Source organism: Streptomyces sp. NPDC058195, from assembly GCF_042883525.1.
GTDB lineage: Bacteria > Actinomycetota > Actinomycetes > Streptomycetales > Streptomycetaceae > Streptomyces.
In genome coordinates, this window is sequence record NZ_JBHVVM010000043.1 from 19,805 (window position 1) to 44,040 (window position 24,236).

The 24,236-nt window shown below is 70.0% G+C and carries 18 protein-coding genes and 4 pseudogenes; 13 read left to right on the forward strand and 9 right to left on the reverse strand.

Annotated elements, in window-relative coordinates; translation table 11 throughout:
* Positions 1-175 precede the first annotated feature (175 nt).
* Together ACFVWY_RS33420 and ACFVWY_RS33425 are read right to left on the reverse strand one after the other, a co-directional pair.
* Positions 176-1,264 (reverse strand): tyrosine-type recombinase/integrase, encoded by a 1,089-nt coding sequence (locus ACFVWY_RS33420; protein ID WP_389878680.1) that lies wholly within the window; start codon positions 1,262-1,264, stop codon positions 176-178.
* A gap of 123 nt (positions 1,265-1,387) precedes the next feature.
* Positions 1,388-2,362, reverse strand: a complete 975-nt coding sequence (locus tag ACFVWY_RS33425; protein ID WP_389878681.1) for a helix-turn-helix transcriptional regulator — start codon at positions 2,360-2,362, stop codon at positions 1,388-1,390.
* A gap of 79 nt (positions 2,363-2,441) precedes the next feature.
* On the opposite strand from ACFVWY_RS33425, the gene ACFVWY_RS33430 reads away from it, so the two are divergent.
* Entirely contained in the window at positions 2,442-3,176 is a 735-nt protein-coding gene (locus ACFVWY_RS33430; protein WP_389878682.1) for an alpha/beta fold hydrolase, read from the forward strand.
* Positions 3,177-3,686: 510 nt separating this feature from the next.
* On the opposite strand, the pseudogene ACFVWY_RS33435 reads toward ACFVWY_RS33430, so the two are convergent.
* Positions 3,687-4,221: pseudogene (locus ACFVWY_RS33435) on the reverse strand (IS5 family transposase); the annotation flags it as partial.
* A gap of 103 nt (positions 4,222-4,324) precedes the next feature.
* On the opposite strand from ACFVWY_RS33435, the gene ACFVWY_RS33440 reads away from it, so the two are divergent.
* The 9 genes and pseudogenes from ACFVWY_RS33440 (at position 4,325) to ACFVWY_RS33480 (ending at position 14,765) form a co-directional block, all read left to right on the forward strand.
* Positions 4,325-5,278 carry a hypothetical protein gene (locus ACFVWY_RS33440; RefSeq protein WP_389878683.1) on the forward strand — a complete coding sequence of 318 codons (954 nt, stop codon included), beginning with the start codon at positions 4,325-4,327 and terminating at the stop codon, positions 5,276-5,278.
* A gap of 182 nt (positions 5,279-5,460) precedes the next feature.
* A pseudogene (locus ACFVWY_RS33445) lies at positions 5,461-5,628 on the forward strand (NTP pyrophosphohydrolase); the annotation flags it as partial.
* A 746-nt stretch (positions 5,629-6,374) separates the two neighbouring features.
* Positions 6,375-6,779, forward strand: coding sequence for a GntR family transcriptional regulator (locus ACFVWY_RS33450; RefSeq protein WP_383930962.1), 405 nt, complete (start codon positions 6,375-6,377; stop codon positions 6,777-6,779).
* On the forward strand, positions 6,776-7,690 hold the full coding sequence (locus ACFVWY_RS33455; protein ID WP_389878684.1) for an ABC transporter ATP-binding protein: 915 nt from the start codon (positions 6,776-6,778) through the stop codon (positions 7,688-7,690). The genes ACFVWY_RS33450 and ACFVWY_RS33455 overlap by 4 nt, the downstream gene beginning before the upstream one ends.
* The gene (locus ACFVWY_RS33460; RefSeq protein WP_389878685.1) at positions 7,687-8,658 is read left to right on the forward strand and encodes an ABC transporter permease; all 972 of its coding nucleotides are present in this window, start codon (positions 7,687-7,689) and stop codon (positions 8,656-8,658) included. Before ACFVWY_RS33455 ends, ACFVWY_RS33460 begins: the two co-directional genes overlap by 4 nt.
* A 703-nt stretch (positions 8,659-9,361) precedes the next feature.
* The gene (locus tag ACFVWY_RS33465; RefSeq protein ID WP_389878686.1) at positions 9,362-9,625 is read left to right on the forward strand and encodes a hypothetical protein; all 264 of its coding nucleotides are present in this window, start codon (positions 9,362-9,364) and stop codon (positions 9,623-9,625) included.
* Between the two features lie 812 nt (positions 9,626-10,437).
* Positions 10,438-10,617 (forward strand): hypothetical protein, encoded by a 180-nt coding sequence (locus tag ACFVWY_RS33470; RefSeq protein ID WP_389878687.1) that lies wholly within the window; start codon positions 10,438-10,440, stop codon positions 10,615-10,617.
* 72 nt (positions 10,618-10,689) lie between these two features.
* The gene (locus ACFVWY_RS33475) at positions 10,690-13,878 is read left to right on the forward strand and encodes a type 2 lanthipeptide synthetase LanM family protein (RefSeq protein WP_389878688.1); all 3,189 of its coding nucleotides are present in this window, start codon (positions 10,690-10,692) and stop codon (positions 13,876-13,878) included.
* A gap of 305 nt (positions 13,879-14,183) precedes the next feature.
* Positions 14,184-14,765, forward strand: coding sequence for a GNAT family N-acetyltransferase (locus tag ACFVWY_RS33480; protein ID WP_389878689.1), 582 nt, complete (start codon positions 14,184-14,186; stop codon positions 14,763-14,765).
* Between the two features lie 179 nt (positions 14,766-14,944).
* On the opposite strand, the pseudogene ACFVWY_RS33485 reads toward ACFVWY_RS33480, so the two are convergent.
* From ACFVWY_RS33485 to ACFVWY_RS33495, 3 genes and pseudogenes are all read right to left on the reverse strand, one after another.
* Positions 14,945-15,634, reverse strand: a pseudogene (locus ACFVWY_RS33485) (IS5 family transposase); the annotation flags it as partial.
* A gap of 56 nt (positions 15,635-15,690) precedes the next feature.
* Positions 15,691-16,119 (reverse strand): RacP protein, encoded by a 429-nt coding sequence (locus tag ACFVWY_RS33490; protein ID WP_389878690.1) that lies wholly within the window; start codon positions 16,117-16,119, stop codon positions 15,691-15,693.
* Between the two features lie 3 nt (positions 16,120-16,122).
* Positions 16,123-16,608 (reverse strand): annotated as a pseudogene (locus tag ACFVWY_RS33495) (DUF6192 family protein); the annotation flags it as partial.
* Positions 16,609-16,756: 148 nt separating this feature from the next.
* Here ACFVWY_RS33495 and ACFVWY_RS33500 point away from each other — a divergent pair.
* Both ACFVWY_RS33500 and ACFVWY_RS33505 read left to right on the forward strand, forming a co-directional pair.
* Positions 16,757-16,951, forward strand: a complete 195-nt coding sequence (locus tag ACFVWY_RS33500; RefSeq protein WP_389878691.1) for a hypothetical protein — start codon at positions 16,757-16,759, stop codon at positions 16,949-16,951.
* Between the two features lie 305 nt (positions 16,952-17,256).
* Positions 17,257-17,625: a hypothetical protein gene (locus tag ACFVWY_RS33505; RefSeq protein WP_389878692.1), complete on the forward strand. Its 369-nt coding sequence runs from the start codon at positions 17,257-17,259 to the stop codon at positions 17,623-17,625.
* Between the two features lie 380 nt (positions 17,626-18,005).
* Here ACFVWY_RS33505 and ACFVWY_RS33510 read toward each other — a convergent pair whose 3' ends face one another.
* Complete coding sequence (locus ACFVWY_RS33510; RefSeq protein WP_389878693.1) at positions 18,006-18,404, reverse strand: hypothetical protein; 399 nt, start codon at positions 18,402-18,404, stop codon at positions 18,006-18,008.
* Between the two features lie 62 nt (positions 18,405-18,466).
* On the opposite strand from ACFVWY_RS33510, the gene ACFVWY_RS33515 reads away from it, so the two are divergent.
* Positions 18,467-19,966, forward strand: a complete 1,500-nt coding sequence (locus tag ACFVWY_RS33515; RefSeq protein ID WP_389878694.1) for a hypothetical protein — start codon at positions 18,467-18,469, stop codon at positions 19,964-19,966.
* A gap of 410 nt (positions 19,967-20,376) precedes the next feature.
* Here the strand turns inward: ACFVWY_RS33515 and ACFVWY_RS33520 are convergent, their stop codons facing one another.
* Positions 20,377-23,052 carry a Helicase associated domain protein gene (locus ACFVWY_RS33520; RefSeq protein ID WP_389878695.1) on the reverse strand — a complete coding sequence of 892 codons (2,676 nt, stop codon included), beginning with the start codon at positions 23,050-23,052 and terminating at the stop codon, positions 20,377-20,379.
* 195 nt (positions 23,053-23,247) lie between these two features.
* Positions 23,248-23,745 carry a hypothetical protein gene (locus tag ACFVWY_RS33525; protein ID WP_389878696.1) on the reverse strand — a complete coding sequence of 166 codons (498 nt, stop codon included), beginning with the start codon at positions 23,743-23,745 and terminating at the stop codon, positions 23,248-23,250.
* Between the last annotated feature and the right edge of the window lie 491 nt (positions 23,746-24,236).

A 24,236-nucleotide genomic window follows, 5' to 3' on the forward strand; every position in this document is an offset into this window, starting at 1 on the left:
GGGGGGTGGCCCCCCGGGGGGTGGGCGGGGGCGGGCGGCGCGGGGGCCCCCCCCCCCCCCCCACGGCCGGCTCTTACGGCCAGCCACAGCTGGCAAAACCGGTCGGGGCCCGTTCCGCCTCAGCTTCACCCTGCCGGGGATCTTGATGGTCGCGGTCAGCTTTCGAACACCGGAGTCAGCGCGCAGGGCAGGCCTTCCATCCCGCAGCAACTCCGACCGCGGCGGGCCAGCACCCAGCGAAGACGGTCGGCGGATCCGGGCCGGAGACGTATCGCTCCAGGGAGCGGACGGATGCGCGGCGGGAGCGGGCCAGCAGCATCGGGGTGGAGGTGCCGTCTTCCGCGTCGTGAGTGAGGGCACTGTGCCGTAGCCGGTGAAGCGTCCAGCCGTCCAGATCCTCGATGCCGTCGGGTGAGGCGAGGGGGTTGGCCAGCAGCCGGGTGTTCCCCTCGAAGATCTCCTCAGCGCAACGGTAGGAGAGCCGGGCCCGGCCGGTCTCCGGGCATACATCGAGCGTCGGTGTCCCGGCCGGCGCCTTGCGGTCGGTGAGGAACAGCGGGCCGCGGGTGCGGCGGGCGATGAGGCGGGGCAGGAGCTGGGCGGTGCCGGACTGCCAGTGAATCCAATCGATCGCCCCGCCCTGGGCGGTGATCTTCCCCCGCTTGTCCTGCGGGTACAGGTCTTCCACGTTCAGACGCAGCACCTCGTCGGCCCGTGCGGCGGACTCGTAGAGCATCTTCCACTGCGTCTTCTCCCGCAGCGCGACGTCGAGACGCCACAGGGCAGCGATCTGATTTTCCGCGAGAGCCTTGGTGCGGTCCGGCGGCGCCGGCCGCCGCTCGATGCCGATCGTCGGATCGCACTCGATCCAGCCCTGGCGCTGCCACCAGCCGATTGCCTTGTGTGCAATGGACAACTCCCGGTTGACGGTGTCGGCGTCCATCTCGTCCGCCCGCGCCGCCGCCAGCTCGGCCAGCACCTCGGGCAGCCCCGGGTCGTCGATCGCGGCGATGGGGAAGACGGGCGGCTTCGCGCCGCGGCGGGCGGGTCCGGTCGGTGCCGGTTCGCTGGTGAGCATCCATCCCCATGTCGTCAGCGAGATCCGGTAGATACGCACGGAGGACTTCGCGATGCCCGCGCCGGTGAGGTAGCGCTCGACCGCCGCGGTGTACGACGCGGGAGGGACGGACATGGGCACGATGCGGGCGCGCGGCAACCGCAACGCGCCTCCGCTCCCGAGTTCGGTCACCGGTTCGATCGTCATGCCCTCTCCGTCCTCCCGGTGCTGCCGCAGTAAATGCGTACACCTCACCCCGGCGGCCGGAATGCCCCGCCGCAGGTCGCGATGATCACGGTAAAGGCTCTGCCGCGGTAAATCCGGCGGCATTTACTGCGGCAGTTCTTCCGGTTTCCGTTGGGCGGCTGCGGTGAGCTGGTCGGCCAGATCCTTGAGCGCCTGCCGCAGTTCGTCGGGATGGTGGATGGTGAAGGGCCATTCCAGGGAGGCGAGCATGTGGGCCATGCCGTCCAGCCGTTCTGCCCGTGCGTGCATGAGAACGCCGGTGGGCTGGGCGGTGAGGGTCACAGTGGAGCGCGGCAGCCGGCGGGCGATCTCATCGAGGGGGCCATGGATCGTCACCTCGACCTGCCAGCGGTAGGGCCCCTGAGCGAGGGTCGAGGTCAGGTGGGCCACGGGGTCAAAGCCGCCGGGGGCGGTGAAGCTGTCGGCTCGGGCGGTGACGGAGGTGATGCGGTCGATGCGGAAGGTCCGCAGGCTGTCGCGGAGGTGGTCGTGGCCGACGACGTACCAGCGGCCGGTGTGGAAGACCACGCCGTAGGGGTCGATGTCGCGTTCGGTGTGTTCCTGACGCCAGGACTGGTGGCTGATGGCGACGGTCATGCGGGCGCGGGAGGCTTGGGCCAGGGCGAGCAGGACGCCGGTTCCGGGTGCCTGACCGATCACGGCGTTGGCGGTGAACGACAGGGTCTCCCGCATGGCGGCGAGCGGTTCGCGCAGGGCGTGCGGAAGCACCCGCTCGATCTTGGCCAAGGCACCGGCACTGGCCGGTGCCGCGGTGCCCATGCCCAGACGTTCTGCGGCGAGCAGGCCAAGAACGACGGCGAGAGCCTCGTCATTGGTGAGGACCAGAGGTGGCATGCGGTAGCCACGGGCCAGTCGGTAGCCACCGTAGCGGCCGCGTTCGGCCTCCACCGGGATGCCCAAGTCGCGTAGGTGGGCCGTGTAGCGGCGCACCGTGCGCACGTCGGTGTCCAGACGTTCGGCCAGCTCCGTCCCGGTGAGCCGGGCGTTGGACTGGAGGAGTTCCAGCAGGGTCAGCACACGGGTGAGGGGATGCGACATGGATCACTCGGTATTTCAGGGCGGATTCTGTCCTGTATCGACTTTACGCTCCCCGCAGTACCTACTTCTGGGAGATCACATGGCCACCTTCGTACTCGTTCCCGGCGCCTGGCTCGGGGCGTGGGCCTGGGAAGACACTGCCCACACTCTGCAGGAGCGCGGCCACACGGCGCTGCCGCTGACACTGACCGGCCTGGCCGAGCACGCAGACCAGGGCGGACCCCAGACGGACCTGGACACGCACATCGCGGACATCACGGGATTCGTCGAGCGGAACGATCTGCGTGACGTCACGCTGGTCGCCCACAGCTACGCGGCTGCCCCGGTGACCGGGGCAGCCGGACGTCTCGGCGACCGCCTGGAGCGCGTGATCTACGTGGACAGCGCCCCGTTCACCGCAGGCATGTGCATGCTCGACCTCATGCCACCGCAGGCAGCGGACCAGCTGCGCCAGCAGGTCGACGCTTCCGGCGACGGGTGGCGGCTACCGATGCCGCCCTTTGAGGTCCTGGGCTTGTCCAGCAGCCTCGACGGGCCCGATGAGGGCCGGCAGAACGTTCTGCGCACGCGTGCCACCCCTCAGCCGTTCGGCACCTTCACCCAGCGTCTCGCCGGCCCGGCCGAGCCCGGTCCCGGTGTGGACCGTGTCCTGATTGCCTGCCGTGACTTCACGGGGCTGCTGGACGCCGGAGTGCCGATGCTGGCCTACCTGAACCAGCCGCCGTGGCGGCGCTTCGACCTGCCCACCGGGCACTGGCCGATGCTGTCCGCGCCCGCCGAACTCGCCCGCGTCCTCGACAAGGCCGTCTCCTGACCGCGCCGGTCGAGAGGCACAGCCCGACGCCTGCCCACGAGAGCATCCGCAGGCTCCGGGCCTGTGCGCAGGCCCTGGCCGGCGGAGCACGCGAGGTCTCTGCCGTGACGGTCGTCCGACGGGTCTTCGCCATCCAGGCCCAGGACGCCACGGCCGCCGACCTGGGCATCCGGGTACGCGGCAGGGATATCACCGCCCAGGCCATCCGCACGGCATACGAGAAAGTTCGTCCGTGCGGGTGTTCCCCCGGGTGAACGGTCCGCCCGTCCGGGAAATGCCGCGCGTGCCACGCGCGCACGCGAGTGGTGGTCGGTGATCTCGACTGGTCCTCGCCGCCGTCGACCCGTACAACGACCGCCGGGTCCTCGTGCGGCAGACCACCCGGCAGGAAGAACAGCGCCGCGCCCTGGCCTACTTCGTCCGGGGCTGGGGCGCGGCGGGCGGGACGCCGGCCCAACGCTGTACGGGGCCTGCGCGACTTGGGCGAAGTGCAGTACGACGGCTTTGGCCCCGGCCGCGGTGGGGGTCGTGTCTCGTTTGGAGCCCGGCCATCATGGGCTTCAGGCCCTGGCTGTCGTGGGTGTTGGCGGCGGAGATGCCGACGGCCAGGGGCAGTCCGTTCGCGTCCGACGGGACGTACATCTTGGAACCCGGTTTACCCCGGTCCACGGGGCTGGGGCCTGTGAGTTCGCCCCTTCTTTTTGGCCCGTACATGGGCGGAGTCGAGGACCACGCGGGTCAGGTCGAGCCGACCGCACTCGTCGATGCGGTCGAGCACCGCCTCGTGCGGCCGGCCCCAGACACCGGCCCTGGACCAGATGGCGAAGCGCCGGTGTGCAGTCGACTTCGAGACCCCGAAGCACGGCGGCAGAGCCCGCCAGGCATACTCGCTCACCAGCGCATAGACGATCGCCGCGAACAGGGTCTCATCAGGCGTGTCCTGCGTCCCGCCGCCCTGCGGACGCACCCTCGACGGCGGGATCAACGGCTTCGCGATCTTCCACAGCCCGTCCGGAACAATCCAATTCCACGTATCCCGCCCCATGAACAGCCCGACGAGCGATCACCACATAAGACACCGTCTTACTGGGCCGGGTCGCGCGCGGGCTAGGGTCGGCGCGTCAGGACCACCAGCAGCAGGAGACACCATGCCGTCAGGGAACGCGCAGCAGGAAGCCGCCGAGGACCAGCCGACCGGGCCCCGGGCGCTTGCTCCGCTCCCCTTGGATATCGAGGCCCTCTTTCCGGAGTTGATCGGTACAGCGCGCGATGTCACCCTCCTCTACCCCCGGGCCGGGCAGCCGGGACCGGGTGACAGTTCTATCGGCGGGCCGCTGCTGTGGCCGACCGACGAGCCCTGGCCGATGTGCGCCGGACCAGGCCACTGCAAGTCGCTCGACCCGCCCGTCGGGCCGGAGCCGGTCACGATGGTCCCGGTAGTCCAGCTGTACGCACGGGATGTGCCAGGCCTCGCCTTCCCCGCCGGCGCCGACCTGTTGCAGATCCTGTGGTGCCCGCTCGTTCATGAGGACGGCCAGTACGCGGCCAACCCCCGGCTCCGCTGGCGCAACGCGGCCCTGACGGCCGTCGGCGCCATGGCCGGGGAGCCGCCTCGCCCGCATACCGCGGACGAGGAATACCTGCCTCGCCCGTGCACCGTTTCCCCCACTCCGGCCGTGGAGTACCCGAACTGGGACCTGCCAGAGGGACTCAGCGAGTTGCTTGACCAGCGGTTCGAGGCCCTGAAGGAGGAAAAGGGCTACGGCTACTTCGAAGTGGCCACCACGCAGCAGAGCAAGGTCGGGGGCTACCCGGGGTGGACTCAGCCGCCCGACTGGCCCGACTGCGCAGTCTGCGGCACCCGCATGGAACACCTGCTCAGCGTCACCGCGACAGAGCCGGGCATGGGCCGGTGGCTCCCTCTGAACGACTGGGCCTCCAGCCAGGATAAGACCGTGACTCCGTGCTGGATGGCCGAGGCCGACCCCGCCGCCCTCGACGCGTTCGGGCACGACATGGCCCTGGGCGACCTCGGCGGCATGTACTTCTTCGTCTGCCGCAGCTGCCCCGACACCCCCTACACCCACCGCTTCGACTGCTGAGACCCGTGCGGTCGAGTCGCGCGCCCGCGATGCATCTGGCGACCGGGCGGCCTCTTCTGGGGAATCGAGCTGAGCAAATCTGGAGCCGCCCCGAGCACCTGGTGAGGAAATTCGGATCTCGCCCTCACCCCTGCGGGCTCAGAGAAGCGGCGTTGTCAGCGGGCTCTGCCAGGGTGTGCGTCGTGGATGAACTGGTGGAGCGTGTCGACGATAAAGATCGTGTGCTGGGGATGGTGGTCAGCCGTCGGCAGGACATCCGGGAGGGCTGGCTGCACCGAGTCGCCGCGACGATGTGTCGTGATGAGCGTGGACGGATCCTCGTCCACCGACGGCCGGAGCGGGTATCACGCTGCGGATGTGCGTGAAGGTCGGCACCTTGTGCTTCGCGGCGAGTTTGGCGAGCGCGTGGTACTCCTTGCGCCCGTATCCCGGTGCGTAGCCGCTGTTGATGCCGGTGCCCAGGCCGCCCCTCCGTCAGCCCCTTTTCGACGCGGGCGATGATGCGCTCGACTTCGTCGTCGGCCAGGGTCGCCCACTTCAGCCATGCCGCCTCGTTGACGCGCCAGTAGAACAGGGGACCAGAGCCGACGGACCACCCAATGGGTCCAAGGGGTCCTTCCGGCCGAACACCAGGTTTTCTGCCGCCCCGCCGCGCCCCCGAGCGGTTCCCGGATGATCTCCTTGAGAGCGTCCTCGCCTTCCCCGCCCGGAAGGCTGCCGAACCGGTACGTGTACGCCTTGCTCTTCAGGAACCCGTCGCCCCGCCGGGCCCAGCGGAATGCCGAACGGCACGCACCCCCATCGAACCCCTATTGGTCCAGCAACGGAGCACCTGCTCACCCACTCGCCTTTGCGCCATTTCAGGACTCTTGATCGTTGCGGAACAGGACTGAGGGTGTCGATGGTGCCCCGCTGGCGGCACGTGTGCGGCCTTGTGGCCAAGTGGATCACGGTCCGGCATCGCCGTTGGCCTCCGGCGCCGAGGTGATCGCGCCGCGGCCCGGGGTCGTGCGAGGCGTTGAGCGGGGCGGGAGTTGACAGAGCGATCCACCATGACCATCCTGTCTTACTGTCATAAGACAATAGGGAGGCGCTGGTGATCGAGTTCGTACTCGACGGCCGCTCGCGGGTGGCCACCTACATGCAGCTGGTCCTGCAGGTCAAGCAAGCCCTGCGGGTCGGTCTGGCGGAGCCTGGTGACCAGCTGCCCAAGGTGCGGCAGGTGGCCCAGGCGCTGGCCATCAACCCGAACACGGTGCTGAAGGCGTACCGGGAACTGGAGATCGAGGGCCTGGCCGAAGGCCGCCCCGGCGTGGGCACCTTCCTGGTGCGCACCCTGGCGGGCCCGTCTCTGGCCCACCACGCCGATCTGCGCGAGGACCTGGAGACCTGGCTGCACAAGGCCCAGGCCGCGGGCCTGGGCCGCGATGACATCACCGCCCTGATCGACACCACCCTGCGCGCCACCCGCGACCGCCCGACAGCCGAAGAGAGCTCATGAACAGCCTGGAGGCACCCGTGACAGACACGGCGGTGGAGACCGACGCGCTCGGCAAGCGTTACAGCGACGGATGGGCACTGCAGGACTGTTCGCTGCGGCTGCCGGCCGGCCGGGTCGCCGCGCTGGTCGGCCCGAACGGCGCCGGAAAGTCCACCCTGCTGCACCTGGCCGTGGGCCTGCAGGAGCCCGACGTCGGCACGGTGCGCGTCTTCGGCCGCGATCCGCGCGGCGACAAGAAAGCCCTAGCCGACATCGGGTTCGTCGCCCAGGACACCCCGCTGTACTCAGACTTCACCGCCACCGACCTGATCACCATGGGCGGCAAACTCAACCGCCGCTGGGACGCGCCACTCGCCCACGACCGGCTCGTCCAGCTGAAGGTCCCCACCGACCGCCCGGCCGGCAAACTGTCCGGGGGTCAGCGCGCCCAGGTCGCCCTGGCCCTGGCTCTGGCCAAGCGTCCTCGCCTGCTCCTGCTCGACGAGCCGGTCGCCGCCCTGGACCCATTGGCACGCCACGAGTTCATGCAGGCCCTGATGGGCGCGGTCGCCGACAGCGGCACCACCGTATTGCTCTCCTCCCATATCCTCACCGACCTCGAACGAGTCTGCGACCACCTCATCCTGCTGCAGAACTCCCACGTTCAGCTTGCCGACGGGGTCGACGAACTGCTCGCCGCGCACCGCACCCTGGTAGGTCCGCGCACCGGCGGTGGAACCATCCCGGGCGTGGCCGCTGTCATCCGGGCCAGCCACACCGACCGCCAGTCCACCCTGCTGGTACGCACCGACGGGCGCGCGGTCGATCCCGCCTGGGAAGTACGCGACATCACGCTCGAAGACCTGGTCCTGGCCTACCTCAATGCCGCCGCCGTTCCCACGGCCCGCACCGAAGCGGAAGTGACCGCATGATCTGGCTGACCTGGCGCCAGCACCGCCAACAGGCCCTGTTCACCGCCCTCGCCCTGGCCGCTCTCGCCGCTCTGATGGTGCCGACCGGGCTGCACATGCGCGGTGTCTTCGACGACTCCGGGCTGGCCTCCTGCCTGGACAAGGTGGGCACCGCCCCTCTGGTGCCCCAAGGCACCGACACCTGTGACGCGCTGCGGGATCAGTTCGTCAGCCCGTTCGGCGGCACGATGCTCCTTGCCATCCTGTTCGTCCTGCTGCCTCTACTGGTCGGGCTGTTCTTCGGCGCCCCGCTGGTGGCCCGGGAGATCGAGTCCGGCGCCCATCGCATGGTGTGGACCCAGGGCGTCAGCCGACGGCAGTGGGTGCTGGCCAAGACCGGTCTGCTCGGCACCGCGGCACTGCTCCTCGCGGTGGTCTACGCGTTGGGCGTGACCTGGTGGTTCGCGCCGATGGCCGCCAGCAGCACCGGCCGGCTGGCCTACGGCTACTTCGACGTGCAGGGCATCGTGCCGATCGGCTACACCCTGTTCGCCCTGGCGCTGGGCGTCTTCGCCGGCACCGTCTGCCGCAAGGTGCTGCCCGCCATGGCCGTCACCCTCGGCGGCTTCACCGTGGTGCGCCTCGGCATCGAGCTGCTGGCCCGCCCGCACTACCTGCCGGGCAAGACGCTCTCCTACGGGGTACAGAGCACCGAGGGGTACAACCCCGCCTCCGGCGTCTGGGCGTCCTCGACGGGCGTCTACGACGCGGGCGGCAAGCTCGTCAGCAACGGCTTTGTCGGTTGCTCGCTGGGCAGTGAGGGCGACGCTTGTGTACAGGAGATGGGCGGCCCCGACTCCTACAACCAGCTGGTCTACCAGCCCGGGGACCGCTTCTGGATCTTCCAGGGCATCGAGACCGGCATCTTCCTCGTCCTGACTGCGCTGCTGCTCTACCTCGCCATCCGCCGTATCCGCCGTATCGCCTGACGGGGCGAGGAGACCTCCGAGCCGTGTGCCCGGTGGCCATCGGCGTCCGCGTCGATGGCCACGGACCGGTGACCCGTGCGGCGGCTCACGACGTTCCGCAGGTCCGAACCCCGCCGACGCCGCCTCCCTCGCCGGCGGCCTCGTGGATACCAGCCGCGGTGGAAGCCCCGCACCCGTACATGCGAGTCCCTGACAGCTGCGGACCGGGCCCTGGAACGCTACGCGGCCCACCTGCCGCTCACGGCCCGGCAGGTCTGGTAGTCACTGGTCTCCGACAGCATGCTGGTCAAGGAAGAACGCACCTACAAACAGACCGTGGAGCTTCTCGAGACGGCCCGCCGCTCTGGCCGCATCCCCTGGGAGGCCCTGCGCGACGACACCGAGATCCGCGCCGAACCCCTCACCTGCGACGGACCCGACGACTTCAGGGCCGGGCTGCGCCAGGCGGCGCTCGACTACCGTCAGGCCGGCCAGCCGGTGCGGCTTGAGATCGTCTGCGAGACCGCGGGGATGGTTCCACAACTTGTGGCCGTCGCCGAACCGTACGGCGTGCCGGTGTACTCGGGCAGCGGATTCAGCGCCCTGCCAGCGAAACGGGCGGCAGCGCTGCGCGCGACCGCCGACGGACACCGCACGGTGATGACCCTCGTCGTCTCCGACTGGGACCAGAGCGGGTCCACCTGTTCTCTTCGAGCGCCTGGCGGTGACCGAGCAGCAGATCACCGACCACGATCTGCCCACCGCCCCGCCGAAAGCCAGCGATCACCGCTCGTTCAGCGGCACCTCCACCACCCAGGCCGAAGCCCTGCCCCCCGACGTCCTCGCCGCCATAGTGAAAACCGCGATCACCTCCCACCGGGACATGCACGTTCTGGCGGCACTCCTCGAGCGCGAGAAAGACGAATGCCGCGCCCTCGCCGCCTTCCTGAACGGCCGGGACGCGGCGGGCGGAGGAGTACCGACGTAGCGTTGGACGGGCGCCCGCAGACTCAGGCGGGTGCCGGTGCCGGGCGCAGTGATGCGAGTGGGGAGCGTCGGCCTTTCTCCACCGCGCTGGAAGGAGTCGTCCACCTCTGCGGCGTAGGCGTCGGTGTGGACGTCGAGGGGTACCTGCCGGATCGCGGGCAGATCCGCGTGGCCGTAGCGGGCAAGGGCGCAGTCAAGCGGACCATCGGCCTCATCGCTATCGCTTCTGTGCCTGCGGGGAATGGCGCAAACTGCGTCGCCTTTCCGAGACACGGGTTGGGGCTCTGATCCGGGGCGCTAGCATCCGCGGGTTCTGCTTGCCTCCGGCGCCCCGCCTTGCCTCCGGCGCCCCGCCTTGCCTCCGGGCCCCGCCTGGCTCCGTTTCCTGCCCGTCGCCGCGCGCCACGCTGGGTGCGGGGACCGGTCGGCGGGGCGGGCCGGGCCTGGTGTTCAGGAGGCGGCCCCTGCGTCCTTTCCGGGCCCGTGCCGCCTGGGCAGTGGCGGGCGGTGCGGGCCCGGTTGCTGCAGCAGGGGCTTGCAGCACTCCTGGCGCCCGTGGCCCCGTACGTAGTACCGCACGCGGCGGCGCGTGCCAGAGGTGCGGCTCCTCGTGGTGCGGGCCGCACAGGAAGCCGATGCCCGCGCACGTACTACCGGGTGGTGCTGTGACGGTGCGCGTCGGTGCGGCCCGAGGCGGGTGGAGGAGCGGTCGGTGAAACCGTGATCCACACCCCTGGTGCGGTGAGGGCCCCGCTGCCATGATGAGCCGTCCGAACGGCCATGCGGAAGCACCAACTGAGCAGGGGAGGCGCCGTGCTGACCACGGCAGAGCGAGTCCGTGCCCTCAAGGACGAGGATTTCCGGCTGAGTCTCACGCGGGAGTTCCCGGACCACCCGGCCGGGAACCCGGCCGAGGAAGTCTACGTGTCCGCCGGGCAGGCGGCCAACACCTGTGAGTCCTACTCCAGTTGTGCACAGATGTGCAGCTACTGACCCGACCGCCCGCCGCGCCGCACCCCCGTGGGGTGCGGCGCGCGGTATGAGCCGACCCGAGGGGGTACCGCCGTGGTGGACACGTCCCCGCTACGCCTGGCCGCCGCCCGCGCCCTCCCGTTGAGCCGCCGGGGCCGAGCCACCGTCACCGACGCCTCCCTCGGCGGGCGCGCCGACCGCGTACTGGCCCGCTGGCGGGCACAACGCCCGTTCGACCAGGACGGCTGGTTCGAAAGGCGGCTGGCAGCCGACTGCCTCGACCCCGGCCTCCTGCGCGAACTGCTCACCGAGCCCGCCGAAGCCCTGGCCGAACGGCTGGGCGCCGAGGAGCCGTGGGCGCGCCACCTGACGGCCGTCTTCGAGGAACCCCCGCCCACCCCCGCCGTCGAGATCCCCGACCGGGACGCCTTCGCCACCCTGGTCGCCCCGCTGCTCACCGCCGCCCGCGACCGGCTGCGCGGGGGCATCGCCGCCCTCGGCCCCACCCCGCTCGGCACCCCCGAGGAGATCACCGCCCACCTGCTGCCGTCCCTGACCGCCCCCGCCCACACCATGGCCGTACGCACCATGATCGTGGAACTGGAGGTCGCCCGGCTCACCGGCCAACTGACCGGCGCCACCCCGCAGGACCGCTACCGCGACTTCGTACGCCGCCTCGCCGACCCCGCGCGGGCCGTCCAGGTCCTCGCCGAGTACCCGGTCCTGGCCCGCCGCCTCACGGTGGCCGCCGAGCAGTGGACCGACACCCACCTCGCCCTCGTACGCCGCCTCGCGGCCGACCTGCCCGACGTCTCCCGCACCTTCTCCCGCGGCCTACCTCTGGGCCGCCTGACCGGGATACGCACCGGCCTCGGCGACGCCCACCGGGGCGGCGCCACCGTCACCGCCCTGCGCTTCGAGAACGGCACCCGGATCGTCTACAAGCCCCGCCCGCTCGACGTCGACCTCCACTTCCAGGACCTGCTGCGCTGGCTCAACCCCCGGCTGCGGCTGCCGCTGCTGGAGGTCACCCACCTGCCCCGGGACGGCTACGGCTGGGTGGCCCACGTGGCGGCCAGGCACTGCCGGGACGCGTCCGGACTCCATGCCTTCTACCACCGCGCCGGGACACTCGCCGCCGTGCTCTACGTACTGGACGCCGTCGACTGCCACGCGCAGAACCTCATCGCCCACGGGGACCAGCCCGTACTCGTCGACTGCGAGGCGCTCTTCCACCCCGACCTGCGCGAACCCGCCAAGGACCTGTCCGTCTCCGAACGCCTGGCGCGCCACGACGCCGCCCACTCGGTGCTCCGGTCCGGACTGCTGCCCCAGCGGGTGTGGGACGAGGACGGCAACGGCGGCGCGGACGTGTCCGCCCTCGGCTGGGACCCGGACCAGGCACCGCCCCGCACCGTGCCGTACGTGGACGGCGAAGGCACCGACCGGATGCGCATCGCGTACCGGCCGATGAACCTCCAGGGCGTCGACAGCCGCCCCCTCCCCGCCGACCGGCCCCTGGAACTGGCGGACTACGCCGACGACCTCGACGCCGGGTTCACCGAGGCCTACCGGATCATGGCGCGGGCCAGACCGAGGATGCGCCGCCTGCTGCGGGCCTTCGCCGCCGACCACACCCGGCTGCTGCGCCGCGACACGCTGGAGTACCGCAGCCTGCTCGCCGCCGGCGACCACCCGGACCTGCTGCGCGACGCCCTGGACCACGACCGCCACCTGGACCGGCTGTGGGCGCTCGCGGCCTGGGAGGAGAGCGCCGACGCCTTCCTCGCGCACGAACGCGCCGACCTGTGGAACAACGACGTCCCCCTGTTCACCCTCCGCCCCGACGGCGTCGACGCCCACGCCTCCACAGGAGCCCTCATCCCCTGCGTCGTCGACCGGCCCGCACTCGACACCGCGCTCGACAAGCTCGACTCCCTGGGCCCCGCCGACCTCGCCCGCCAACGCGAACTCCTGCGCCTGTCGGTGACCACCGCAACCGGTACGAACGAACCGTCCCGCCCGCAGGTCACCGCCCCCCGCCCGGCCACCTCGGCCCCGGACCCCGGGGCGATCCGCGCCCGCGCCCTGGCCAAGGCCGCCGAGGCCGCCGACCACCTGCTGCGCCGGGCCTACCGAGGACCGGCCGACCTGGCCTGGACCGGACCCAACTGGACCCCGCCCGGCCGCTGGGCCCCGGCGGAACTCGGCCCCGACCTCTACAGCGGCACCGCGGGCATCGCCCTCTTCCTCCACCACCTCGCCCTCCACACGGGCGAGGCGACGTACCAGAGCGCCGCCCGGGCCGCCGACGTCACCCTCCGCCACCAGGCCGGGCGCCGCGCCGACCGGCTCACCGGCGGTCTGACCGGCACCGGAGGCATCCTCTACACCCTCGCCCACCTCACCGCCCACCGCACCGACGCCCGACTGGCCGCGCTCGCCGACACCCTCGTCCAACGGGCCGCCGCCACCGCCGCCGAGGACGAGTCCTTCGACGTCATCGACGGCTGCGCGGGCACCATCGCCGGGCTGGCCGCCTGGGGAGCGGTGCACCCCTCGGGCGCGGTGACCGACGCCCTCGCCCGCTGTGCCGGGCGGCTCGCCAACCGGGCCGCCCCGCAGCCCGGCGGCGGGGTCGGCTGGCTGCCCCGCGCACTGGCCGGCACGGCCGACCGGCCACTGGCCGGGTTCGCCCACGGAGCCTCGGGCATCGCCTGGGCGCTCACCAGGGCCGGGAGTCTGCTCGGCGACGAGCGGCTGGCCGCCCTCGCCCGGGAGGCGCTGGAGTACGAGCGGACCCTCTTCGACGCGGAGGCCGCCAACTGGCGCGACGTACGCGCCGACGGCCCGCCCGGCGCCGCTGCGCCCCACCCCGTGCTCTGGTGCCACGGGGCGGCGGGCATCGCCCTGGCCCGCGTGGAGCTGTGCGCGGAGCTGGACGACGCCCGGCTGCGCCAGGAACGCGCGGTGGCCCTGGCCACGGTGGCCCGCGACGGCTTCGGGCACAACTTCTCCCTCTGCCACGGCGACCTGGGCAACCTGGACCCGCTGCTCCTGGCGGGCGGGGCGACGGCGGACACGGCACTGCGGCAGGCCGCCGTGACCCTGGACGCGCTGGAGGCGCGGGGCTGGGTGTGCGGCATGCCGAGCGGGGTGCACAGCCCCTCGCTGATGACCGGGGTCGCCGGGATCGGCTACGGACTGCTGCGGCTCGCCGCGCCGGAAGCCGTGCCCTCCCTGCTGGCCCTCCGCCCGCCCGGGACGACACCCGTCCGGTGAGGTCAAGAGGGCACACCAGGACGGAACCGTTCCTCCAGGTGAAAAGCCACTTATCCTGGTTCGGTGGGGGCCTTGAGGTTTCTGCCGGCGCTTGGCCATCGGATGAGGGCCTGATAGCCCCCCAGCCACACCAGGGACTCGGGCCGGTAGACCCGGGTGTGCGCGCAGGAAGACCGTCGCCAGCGCCTCGTTCCGCCCCCCCCTGACGATCGACTCGTCGAGCAGCTCACCTCCCCGCGCTCACGGTGAGTACCTGTTTCTGAACCGACAGGTCTGCGGGTGATCACCGGCTCTACGGTGTTGCGGTGACCAACAACCTTCTCCTTGGTGGAACTGTCCGCCTCGTGCCGTTGTCCACCGACCACGCCGAAGCTCTCCTGCCCTCTGCATCCGACCCAGAGGTATGGCGGTGGATGCCCCGGCGGCGCCCTGAAACCGTGACGCAGATGCGCGTGCTACTCAGCGAGATGATCGCGGATCCTGCTCGGCGGTGTTTCGCGGTGCGACGCTGCGCTGACGACGCTGTGATCGGTTCGACCAGCCTGTACGACCTTGACTTGACCGAGAGCCGTGCTGAGATCGGCGCCACCTGGTTCGATCGTTCTTGCTGGGGAGGTCCCTATAACGCCGAGTCCAAGCTGTTGCTGTTCGGCCACGCCTTCGACGACCTGCGACTCGCCAGGCTCGCCCTGCGCACTGACAACCTCAACGTACGTTCCCAGCAAGCCTTGTCCCGCCTTGGCCTGGTTCACGAAGGGACTCTGCGCAGCCATATGCGGCGCCAGGACGGCACTCGCCGCGACTCGCTGTACTACAGCCTTCTGGCAGACGAGTGGCCCGCCGTCCGCGACAGGCTGCGGGCTAGGGTCGCCGCCAAAACCACTTGATCGCGCGGAGGCTCGCCCACTGGCGCGAGCGATCCGGCAAGGAGAACGACGGCCCGGAAGACGGCGAGTAAGTTGGAGGTGCCAGAAACGCGGTGAGGGCGGGGTGGCGGTGGTCCGGGCGACCTTCAGTCCCGTTCACCCTCGCGGGAGAGGGCTTGGTCAGTCCTTCGGGACTGTCGGCGGGTGATGCGCCTGGTCATGAGAGTGATCGCGGCCCAGGTGATCAGCGACTCGGAGTGCTGGATGAGCCGCTCGTAGTCGCGGGCGTGTCGGCGGGCGTGCATGATCCAGGCCAGCGACCGCTCGACGCCCGGAGTCCGCCCAGACTATGGTGATCTCTGGGCGCATGAGGCGGAGCCGGAAGGGAACTTCCTTGGCCGCGTCGCGGTCGGTCATGTCGGCGGGGGTGACCATGACGAGCAGCGGCAGGCCCTTGGTGTCCACGACCAGGTGCCGTTTGCGGCCGTTGATTTTCTTCGCTCCGTCGTAGCCTCGTGAGTCCTTGCCGACGGTCTCGGAGGCTTTCACGGACTGGGAGTCGATGACGGTGGCGACAGCGCCGGGTGCCCGGCCCATCTGGCGACGGATGCGTTTGCGGAGCTGGTCGCGGATCTGTCCGACGATGCCGGCCGCGGCCCAGCGGGCCATGAAGCCGTAGCAGGTCCGCCAGGGCGGGAAATCCCTGGGCAGGGCACGCCACTTGCAGCCAGTGTCGACGACATACCGGATCGCGTCGACGATCTCGCGGCGAGGGTGCTTCTCCGGGCGTCCGCCCCGCGGCTCTCGCAGGCCGGTGGCGGCAGCAGCGGCTCGAGCAGGGCCCACTCGTCGTCGAAGGTGTCGGAGGGGTAACAGCGGCGCCGGGCCAACGGTGCCTCCCTGGAAAACGGGGCGGGGCCGGCCGCGAAGCGGCCGGCCCCGCCGGTCAGGCGTCGATGAAGTCGGCGATCACGTCGAGCGTGGACTCCACCGAGCTGAGCTGGGTGTTCAGGTGTTTGATCCACCGTCCCTTCGGTTGCAGGGCGGCGTGCGGGGCAACGACGCCGGTGATGAACCGGCGGATCTCGGTGAGCTTCTCCCGGATGATCGCGACCTCGTATGCCTGGAGCTCGGCCGCATCCGAACAGAACTTGTAGCCGTCGGTCCTGGTCCAGATCAGGGGCGGCCAGCCGCGCTCGGTGATGATGTCCCGCAAGCAGGCCAGGCCCGCGCGGGCCTGGCTGGGCGACAGCTCACTGGAGCGGATCAGCTGGTTGAAGGCCAGGCCTGCCGGCCTCGCCTCGAAGAGTACGAACCGGACGGTGTCGGCGTGTCGCTGAGCGGCGGGCGATCTGCGCTCGGCAGCGCGGGGCATCGCTTAATCACGTTGCAGGAGACGGGCCAGCTCTCCGTCGACGTCGACCTTCCCGGTGTCGACGGCCGTCTCGATCCAGTCCAGCGTCGCCCGGACGCGGGCGACGTTCTCGTGGACGACTCCGCGTTCGTCGTCGCCGAGCTGGCGGTCGCGCAGGCCCGGGACAACCCGGCCGGTCGCCGCGACGAACGCGTGGCAGGCGGTGACCAGGTCCAGGAACTCCACCGACCGGTCGATGCTGCGGACCGCCGGAGCGACAGGGCTGGTCTCCTCGAAGTGCTCGCGGGCCTGCCGACCGCGCTCGACCTGGGCGTGGTTGACCTGGTGGCGGGCGGTGTCGTCCGACATCGCACGGAAGGCGACATCGGGGCGCCGCAGCAGGCCGGTGGTCACCGTCGCGGCGACCTGGTCGTCGCGGGTGAGTTCCTCGACGGCCCGGACCTTGTCCTCCTGCCTGACCTGGGCGACCACCGTCGGACGCCGCAGGAAGGCGGGCGGGTGCTCTCACTGAGCTGACCGGGTGCCAGCATTCATCCCTGGGGATGACCACCGGAATCATGCTGCCCGCAGCCGGGCATTCCCCTGGTCGTGTCGGGCCGCACCGGGCAGCCCACCTCCGGGACATCAGGAGACTCCGATGCAAATCCGCACCGTGCTCGCCACTGCCGCCTTCGCCGCGGCTGGACTGTTCACCACGGCTGGCAGTGCCTCTGCTGACACGGATGTCGCCATCCTCAGTGGGTTCAACGACAACCCGTGCATCACCGTCAGCGCCAGCAGCAGCTTCGACGAACCGCTCTCCACCACGATCGTGCCCGCGAACTGCGGCTGACATCAGAGGGCGATTCGAGAGTGATCGTCCGCTTCAGGGCTGGGTTGGGTGAGGTTGGCTGGTGGCGGGCGCGGCTGCTCGTCTGCGCGAGTATCAGGTGACTACGCTGGTTTGCTTGTCGGCAGGTGGCGTTCCGGATCATTGCGCGCTTGGATAGGCGCATGCCGGAGGGGACGCGGGGCTGGGCCCGTTGGCGGTATGGCGTATTGAGCGTAGTCGTTTGCGCGATCTTGGCGGGTGCCGCTGCCTGGCTACTGCTTCCTGGTGAAGCAGACCCGCACGACTATCTCCGGGAGCGGGACGACGTGGTTTATGGCGACGGGTCGCTGGCAACTGTGCTTGCGCACTACGACGTGAGCCTGCCCGACGAGGCGACGGACGTGCGGTTCCATGACGAAGAATCGCTGATCGGTTCCGAAGGGACCCTCGTCCTTCACTATAAGGTTTCCGACGCCGGCTTGACGTCCTTCCTTCAGACCCTCAACGTGGGGCCACTCGCGCCTGGCTTACCTGCTGGCTGGGACGGCAGGGAAGGGCAGCGTTTCGGCTGGAGCTTCGCGGGCAGTTCCTGGCGCGGAGCGCAGGGACCAGGCGAGGGAACCATCACCGCTTCTGTCGCTGTCGCTCGGGCGGGTGAGGTCAACTCCGTCTATGTGGTCGCCGAGCACGTCTGATCCAGTGCGAGAAGAGGTGTCACGGATTCACGGACATGGCTTTCTGGTGAAGTTGCCAGTGCCGACTTCGGCGAGGATGTCGAGTCTGACCAGACGCTTCAGCTTGGCGCGGGTGCCTTCGATGTTCTTCGGCAGCACTTCGTGGTCGAGGGCTTCGCAGACGTCGCGGGCCCGCAGTGGTCCGGTGGCCTCGTTGAAGACGGCGAGGATGCGGGGGTAGTCCGGGTGCTCGGGGTGTCCCCACGCCGCCCTGCCGTCACCACGATCGGCATGGGCTTCTGCCCCTGCTGGACGGCCAGGTGCAGCGTGGTGGTGAACCCGCCGCGCGAGCGTCCCAGCCCGTGATCACGGGTTCGGTGCAGTGGCTACTCTGAGAGATTTCACTCCGTCGCTTCGTTCATGATCGCAGCGAGTTCCGCGATCAGGTCCGCGTCACGCATCCCGGGAAGGACGTAGCCTTCGGCTTCGTCCCACGGAACGTCGAGATCGTCCATGTGGACGCGCCATTCGGCACCCGGCACGGCCCGGCGCAGCTCCGTGACGGAATCCAGCACATGGGCGATCACCGGCATCAGGCGACCGGGGTCGTGTGGCATTTTGGTGGACCCGGAAAGGACTTCGCCCGCTCCGATCACGTCCCCGTCGTACAGGCACAGGCTTTCCTCGTCGTCGTAGGGGAACGATGCCATGTGCGCGGCGACGATCTGCGCGACGGAGGCCAGTTCGGTTTTGGTCAGCGGTGTCGCGCGGTGCGCGCTGTAGTAGAGGGAGGTGCTCATGGGCGACAGCGTAGACGGACGTCTCGTGGTCATGAAGCACTACGGAGCGCGATCAGCACACCGTGGACCGCCTGCTCATCAGCGGGCACACCGAGCTCCAGCGCCTGAGCGAGGAACTGCGGATCGGTGAACGGCTGGTCCACCTGCTCGGCCCGCTCATCACCAACCCGTCGGCGGCTCTCGTCACGGCCGGGGCCCGGGTGCACATGGCGGCCAGGCTCCCCGTGGCGCCTGACGCCCATCTGATCGCCGACATCTACACCGACAACGCCTACCGGGAGCTCGCCGCCCGGCTCCGACGTACGGCGCCGCGCCGACCAGCTGCCCAAGAGCAGCGGGCCCGGGGCGCTTGCCGACGTCGTCCTGCGCAAGGCAGAAGGCGGGCTCTCCACGGCGAGGGGGGACAGCCCGTCGGCGGGACGGGTGCTGGCCCCATGGATCCGGCGGTGCGAATGGGCGAGGCTCGGCCCATGCCCCGAATGACTCTGGCCCGCGGATTCCTGCGTACGGCGAGCGCCGCGGCGCACCTACGGCTCTTCGTGCTCGTCGGTGTCGCCACCGTGCTGGTGACACGCGCCTTCCTCGTCCTCACCGACTACCCGAAGCTCGGCGGCGGGGCGGGCCACGGAGGGCTGCACATCGCCCACATGCTGTGGGGCGGGCTGCTGATGCTGGCCGGGCTCCTTGTCATGCTCGTCTTCACGGGACTTGCCTCGCGGCGGCGAGGAGCGCTGATCGGTGGCGTCGGCTTCGGCCTGTTCATCGACGAGGTGGGCAAACTGGTCGCCGTCGACGGCTACCTCTACCGCCCGGCCGCAGGGCTCATCTACCTGTCGTTCGTCGCCCTGACCGGTCTCACCTGGTGGGTCACGCGGCGCGGGCGTACGGACAGGGAGACGGTATCCGGCGCGGCCCGCTCGGCGGCAGCGGCGGACACCGCGCTGCACGGCGCCCTGTGTGGGCTGACCCCACAGGACAGGGACGAGGCGCTGCGCCGTCTGCGCGCCACAGGCGGCCCGGCCACCGCGCTGGACGCGGCTCTGGCGGCCGTGCTCGAAGCCGTGCCCGAGCGCCCGGCCAGGCGGCCCGCCCCGCACCACGAGCTGGCCCGGCGAGCCCGTGCTTGGGTGACGGCCCGGGTGTCCGGCAAACGGCCGCTCGTCCACATCTCCGCGTGGGGCGCGACCCTTCAGGCAGCACTCCTGTTGGTCGCCATCGCCGTCGACGGCCTCACGGGCGGCCTCGCAGACGAAACGCAGTGGACCGCCATCGCGGGAGCTCTCGCCTGCTCCCTGACATCCCTGGCCCTCTCCCTGCGCGGGACTGCTCTGCTGCGCCGCGACCGAAGCGCGGCCCTGCGCACCCTGCGCGCCGCCCTTCTGGTGGACCTCCTGCTGGGCCAGGCCTTCAAGTTCACGATCAACCAGTTCTCCGCGGTGGCCGGTTGGCTGATCAGTCTCGCACTGCTCTACGTACTCTCGGCCCAGCTGGGCCGCGGCCCAGCTGGGCCGAGAGTACGTAGAGCGAGCGCACGCGAGCCACTGACCGGCGGGCCGCTATGACTGCCGGTTCAACCCGGTCGCGCGTTTACCACCGCCGCCGGAGGAAGCACCGTGAATGCTGGTCATGTGGGTTGCTGGTTCGCGCCCAGGGTCCACTGATAGCCGATCTCGGCGATGTCGGGCGGACCTCATCAAGGTCCTCACCACCTCTCTGGGCATGTCCTACGCAGGAGTCGCCCACTACCGGCACAGCACAAGCTCCATGACCTGGACCTGATGGCCGATTCCAAATCACCCCATGGTCGGGTGAGACCCGAAGACGGGGACGCCTCTACCCCGGATCGACGCGTTCCGCGAGTTCAAGACGGAATCATCCAGCGGTGCCTCCGAAAGCCCGGCCGAAGGGAATCGTCTTGTAGATGGCTCTACGCCCTCTACGCCCTCTACGCCCTCTACGCCCTCTACGCCCTCTACGCCGCCCATTCCATGCCAAGCTCTCTTAGCGCGGCGAGCTGATCGGCGCCCAACCGGTCCTTTCTCGATTTGGTGTTGGAGACCCATACGCCTAGCTTGACGATCACCGGGTCTGCTTCGCCGTCGACTGCGATCTCCTCAGCATGGCCGCGGGGTACGGACCGGTCGGTGCCTTCCCGTTCGACCCACTGTGCGAGGGCCGCGAGGCCACGCTGGAACGCCTGCTGTGCCTTGCCCTGGCCCTTCGTCGACCGCGCAGCCGCCGGGGCGGGAGGGAGCGTCTCGACGGGCTCGATGCCCAGCCTGCTCAGCCGTTCCTGCTGATCGGTCGACAGCTGCGCCCACGTGCCTGGGTTCTTCTGCCGCTCCAGCCATCGTCCGATGTCGTCGCCGTCGAAGGTGACGCCGGGGTCGATGTGAGGCAGCACGCCGTCGGCGTCGACGAGGTCGGCCAGGACGCGGTAGTGGCGTTGCCAGTCGAGTGGCCAGGGGCAGTTCCAGTCCGGGTCGATCTCCGCCAGTTGGGCGGCCCGGGCTTCCGCGCGCTGAGGGTCTTTGCCGAGGCCGTTCTTGCGGCGGAGGTTGGCGAGGAGCTGTCCGATGGCCAGCTGCTCGCCGTCCCCCTCGCCTTCGCCCCAGACAGCGTCCTGCCGGGGTGCCAGGTGCCCGGTGGCCCGCCGGTAGGACCGCAGCGCGGCGAGCTTCTTCTCCCATGCTTCGTCGCCGGGCTCCCAGACCATTCCGGCGTCGTCGAGGAGCTCTTTGCGGTGAGGGTCGAGGTCGCCGGCCCGCAGTGATTTCCGCTGCTGGTGCACCCATCGCCCCAGCGGAAACGCCTTCGTCGTGCCGGCCTTGGTCTCGACGTCATAGGGGACGGCGTGAAGGTCGGTGATCTCGTTCTCGGTACGCCACCGGACCAGGGCTTGGTAGCCCTCCAGCCAGACGAGGGATTCGGGCCGGATGACGCGGCAGCGGGTCAGGGCGGCGATGTCGGCGGCGTCGCGGGGGGAGGCGAAGTTGACCACGAGGGAGGTGACCCGGTCGACCTCCTGCTGCGCATCGTCAGCCTCCGCGGGCACGTCCCCGTTCTCCGGGCCGGCCGCGGTGGTGGGGGAGGGGCGGACGTGGATGCGCCGACGTTCGGTGCCGCGGGTCAGGGCGCGGGAGGCGAGCTGGTCGACCATGCGTTCGGAGTGCGAGCGCAGGGCTTGGAGGATGTCGACCAGGGGCTGGTAGCTGGCCGAGGCGATCATGTCCTTCGGGTCCTCCCCGGGCTGGAGGAAGACGGGGATGATGATCCGTGCGGTCTTGGTCGTGCCGTCGGGGTTGGGGCGCAGGGCGCGGCCGATGTTCTGGACGATGTCGACCTGGGAGCTGCGGGAGCCGACGATGCACACGGCCTCGACGCCGCGCAGCCCGGTGATGTCGACCCCGACTCCGAGGGCACGTACGGAGGAGAGGAACGCCCGGTGCACCCGCCGGTTTCGGGCGTCGATGCCGTTGGCGAACCGGTGGATCACCGCCCGCCGGTGCGCGATGGGATGGTCCCCGCACAGCCAGTCCGCCCACACCCGCTCCGCAGGCACATGACGGCCCTCCTCCAGCTCGTACAGCTCGGCGTCGATCGACGACGCGGGCAGCGTCTCTGCCTCGGCCAGCGCCGCCGCGGAGGCCTCAGCGGTATACAGCTCGGCGGCTGTGCGCGGCATCTGCGCGGCGAACGCTTCGGCTTCCTCGACCCGCTGGTGGAACACCATGGTGGTGTGCAGATTCATCTGCGCCGTGTGTTCCAGCAGTGCGGCCTGGAGCAGGGCCATGCGCCGGCCGCGCAGCGCGTCCTCGGACAGGCCGAGGATCGGGTCGGGGTCGCGGATCTCGAGCACGTCGATCTCGAAGCCGGCGAGGATCGAGCGTTCTACCGCCTCCGCCAGCCCGAGATCAAAAATCCGGGTGCCATACGTGCTGGAGTCGTTCTCCATCGAAGCGATCACCACCTCCCGCCCGCCCCGGCCACGCTGCGGCCGGGGCGCGGCGAGGATCCGCGGGGTGGCGGTCAGGTAGAGCCGGAAGTCGACAGGGATCCGGCTGTTGTCATGGATCGCCGCCCACGGCCGGCCCATGTCCCCCGCGGTCATGTGCCCCTCGTCCAGAATGGCCAGGTCAAACGGGGCCATCCGCTGCCCGTACAGCCGCTCCCCGCCCGCCAGAGCCGATTCCAACGGCCCGGGAACAGTCCCACGGCCAGAGACATCGGAGGGGTCCTCACGGTCCACGAGAGAAGCGTACGTGGCGAACACGACCACCGGCCCGGACCCCGCCCACAGCGCGAGCTGGATCGGGTTGGTGGTGGTGCGTACTCCGAGCTGCTCCAGGACCTCGTCCCTGTCCACGGAGCAGACCGCGATCATCGGCGCGCGATGCCCGACCTGCCGCCAGGACTGGGCACTCTGCACGATCAGGTCCAGCGTGGGCACCATCACCAGAATCCGCCCATCCGGGAAGTACTCCAGAGCGCACGAAGCGGTGGTGATCGTCTTGCCAGACCCGGTCGCGGACACTCCCATCGCCCGTTCCCCCTCCGGAGGAACAGATGACCTTGCAGGGAATCCCACCCACCTAAGAAACGCGGAACGCTGATCTACCTGGTGTTCCTTGAGCTGAATCGCGGACATTTCCGTGTCTCTCCGAGCGTTGAATTCCTGTGGTCTTTCAGAAGGCTGCGTGCGGAATGCTGGCCATGTCATACCCAGCTCGTTCTATGCATCAGATGGCTGGCTTCAGCTATTCCACTCTGCTTCAGTTTTTCCTCAGTGCACTGCGGACGGTGCACCCCTGCCGCCTGGACCCCGTTCCTTTCCAGCTGTTCTTCACCAGCCGTGCTCCCCAGGCCCTATGACGTCGTGTCCGATTCGCCGAGCGAGGTGCTGCGCCCGCTCGTCTTCCCAGGGCCGGACGTGGACGTACACGGTGTGGCCCTGGGCCCGCTCGTGGTTGGCATCGGTCCCGAAGCACGCTTGCACCCCGGTCCGCGCATGCTCCGGACCGAGGCCGAGTTCGGGCACAGCCGGCCAACTGAGTGCCATCCATGCAATCTGTCCCCACCCTGCCTGACGCAGCACCTCCGGAGCTCTCTCCAACAGATCGCCCTCCACCGGTTCCTCGATCGAAAGTGTTATCGGCAGCAGACGAGCCAGCACCGCGGCGTCATCCGGAAGGTCGGCCCCACGAAAATGTTCGCCGCCTCCAGAGAACCAGCCTTGAGGGAACACCTCGCGAGCCCTCACGATATCTTCGACCCGAAGCAATTCGGCATTCAGGTCAACAACAGCCCCCTCCCATAACTCCCCACACTCGACCAGAGACACAGCCACAGAAATTACCGCCGCCACGTCCCCGCCCTCGCTCCGGTAGACCGGATATGCCCTCGCATTACCCATAGATACCCCTCCCTTCCCTGCAGGACACCAAGCAGGGTCTCCCCACATTTCGCCAACACTACATGCTAAATCTCAACCTGATGCACCCGATACACTAGAACCCCCACAAACGAGAGCCCCACCCCCGCAGCCAGCCCGGCCCGCGCCAGCGGGCCGATAGCCCTGGAGGCGTAGCCGGAGGGGCTGTTGGGCGGGGGAGCGCAGCGGACCCGCCCAACCCGGCGCGGAGCGAAGCGGAGAACCGTTTGAGCCTTGCACAGCAAGGCCCGGTCCGGAAGCGCAGCGGACGGACCCTCACTACCCGGACGCAGTCCGGGTAGTGAGCACCTCGCACAGCGAGGTGCAGCGCGGACGCGGAGCGGGAGCGCAACCACCGGGCGCAGCCCGGTGGTTCGCTTGCCCATCGCGCAGCGATGGGG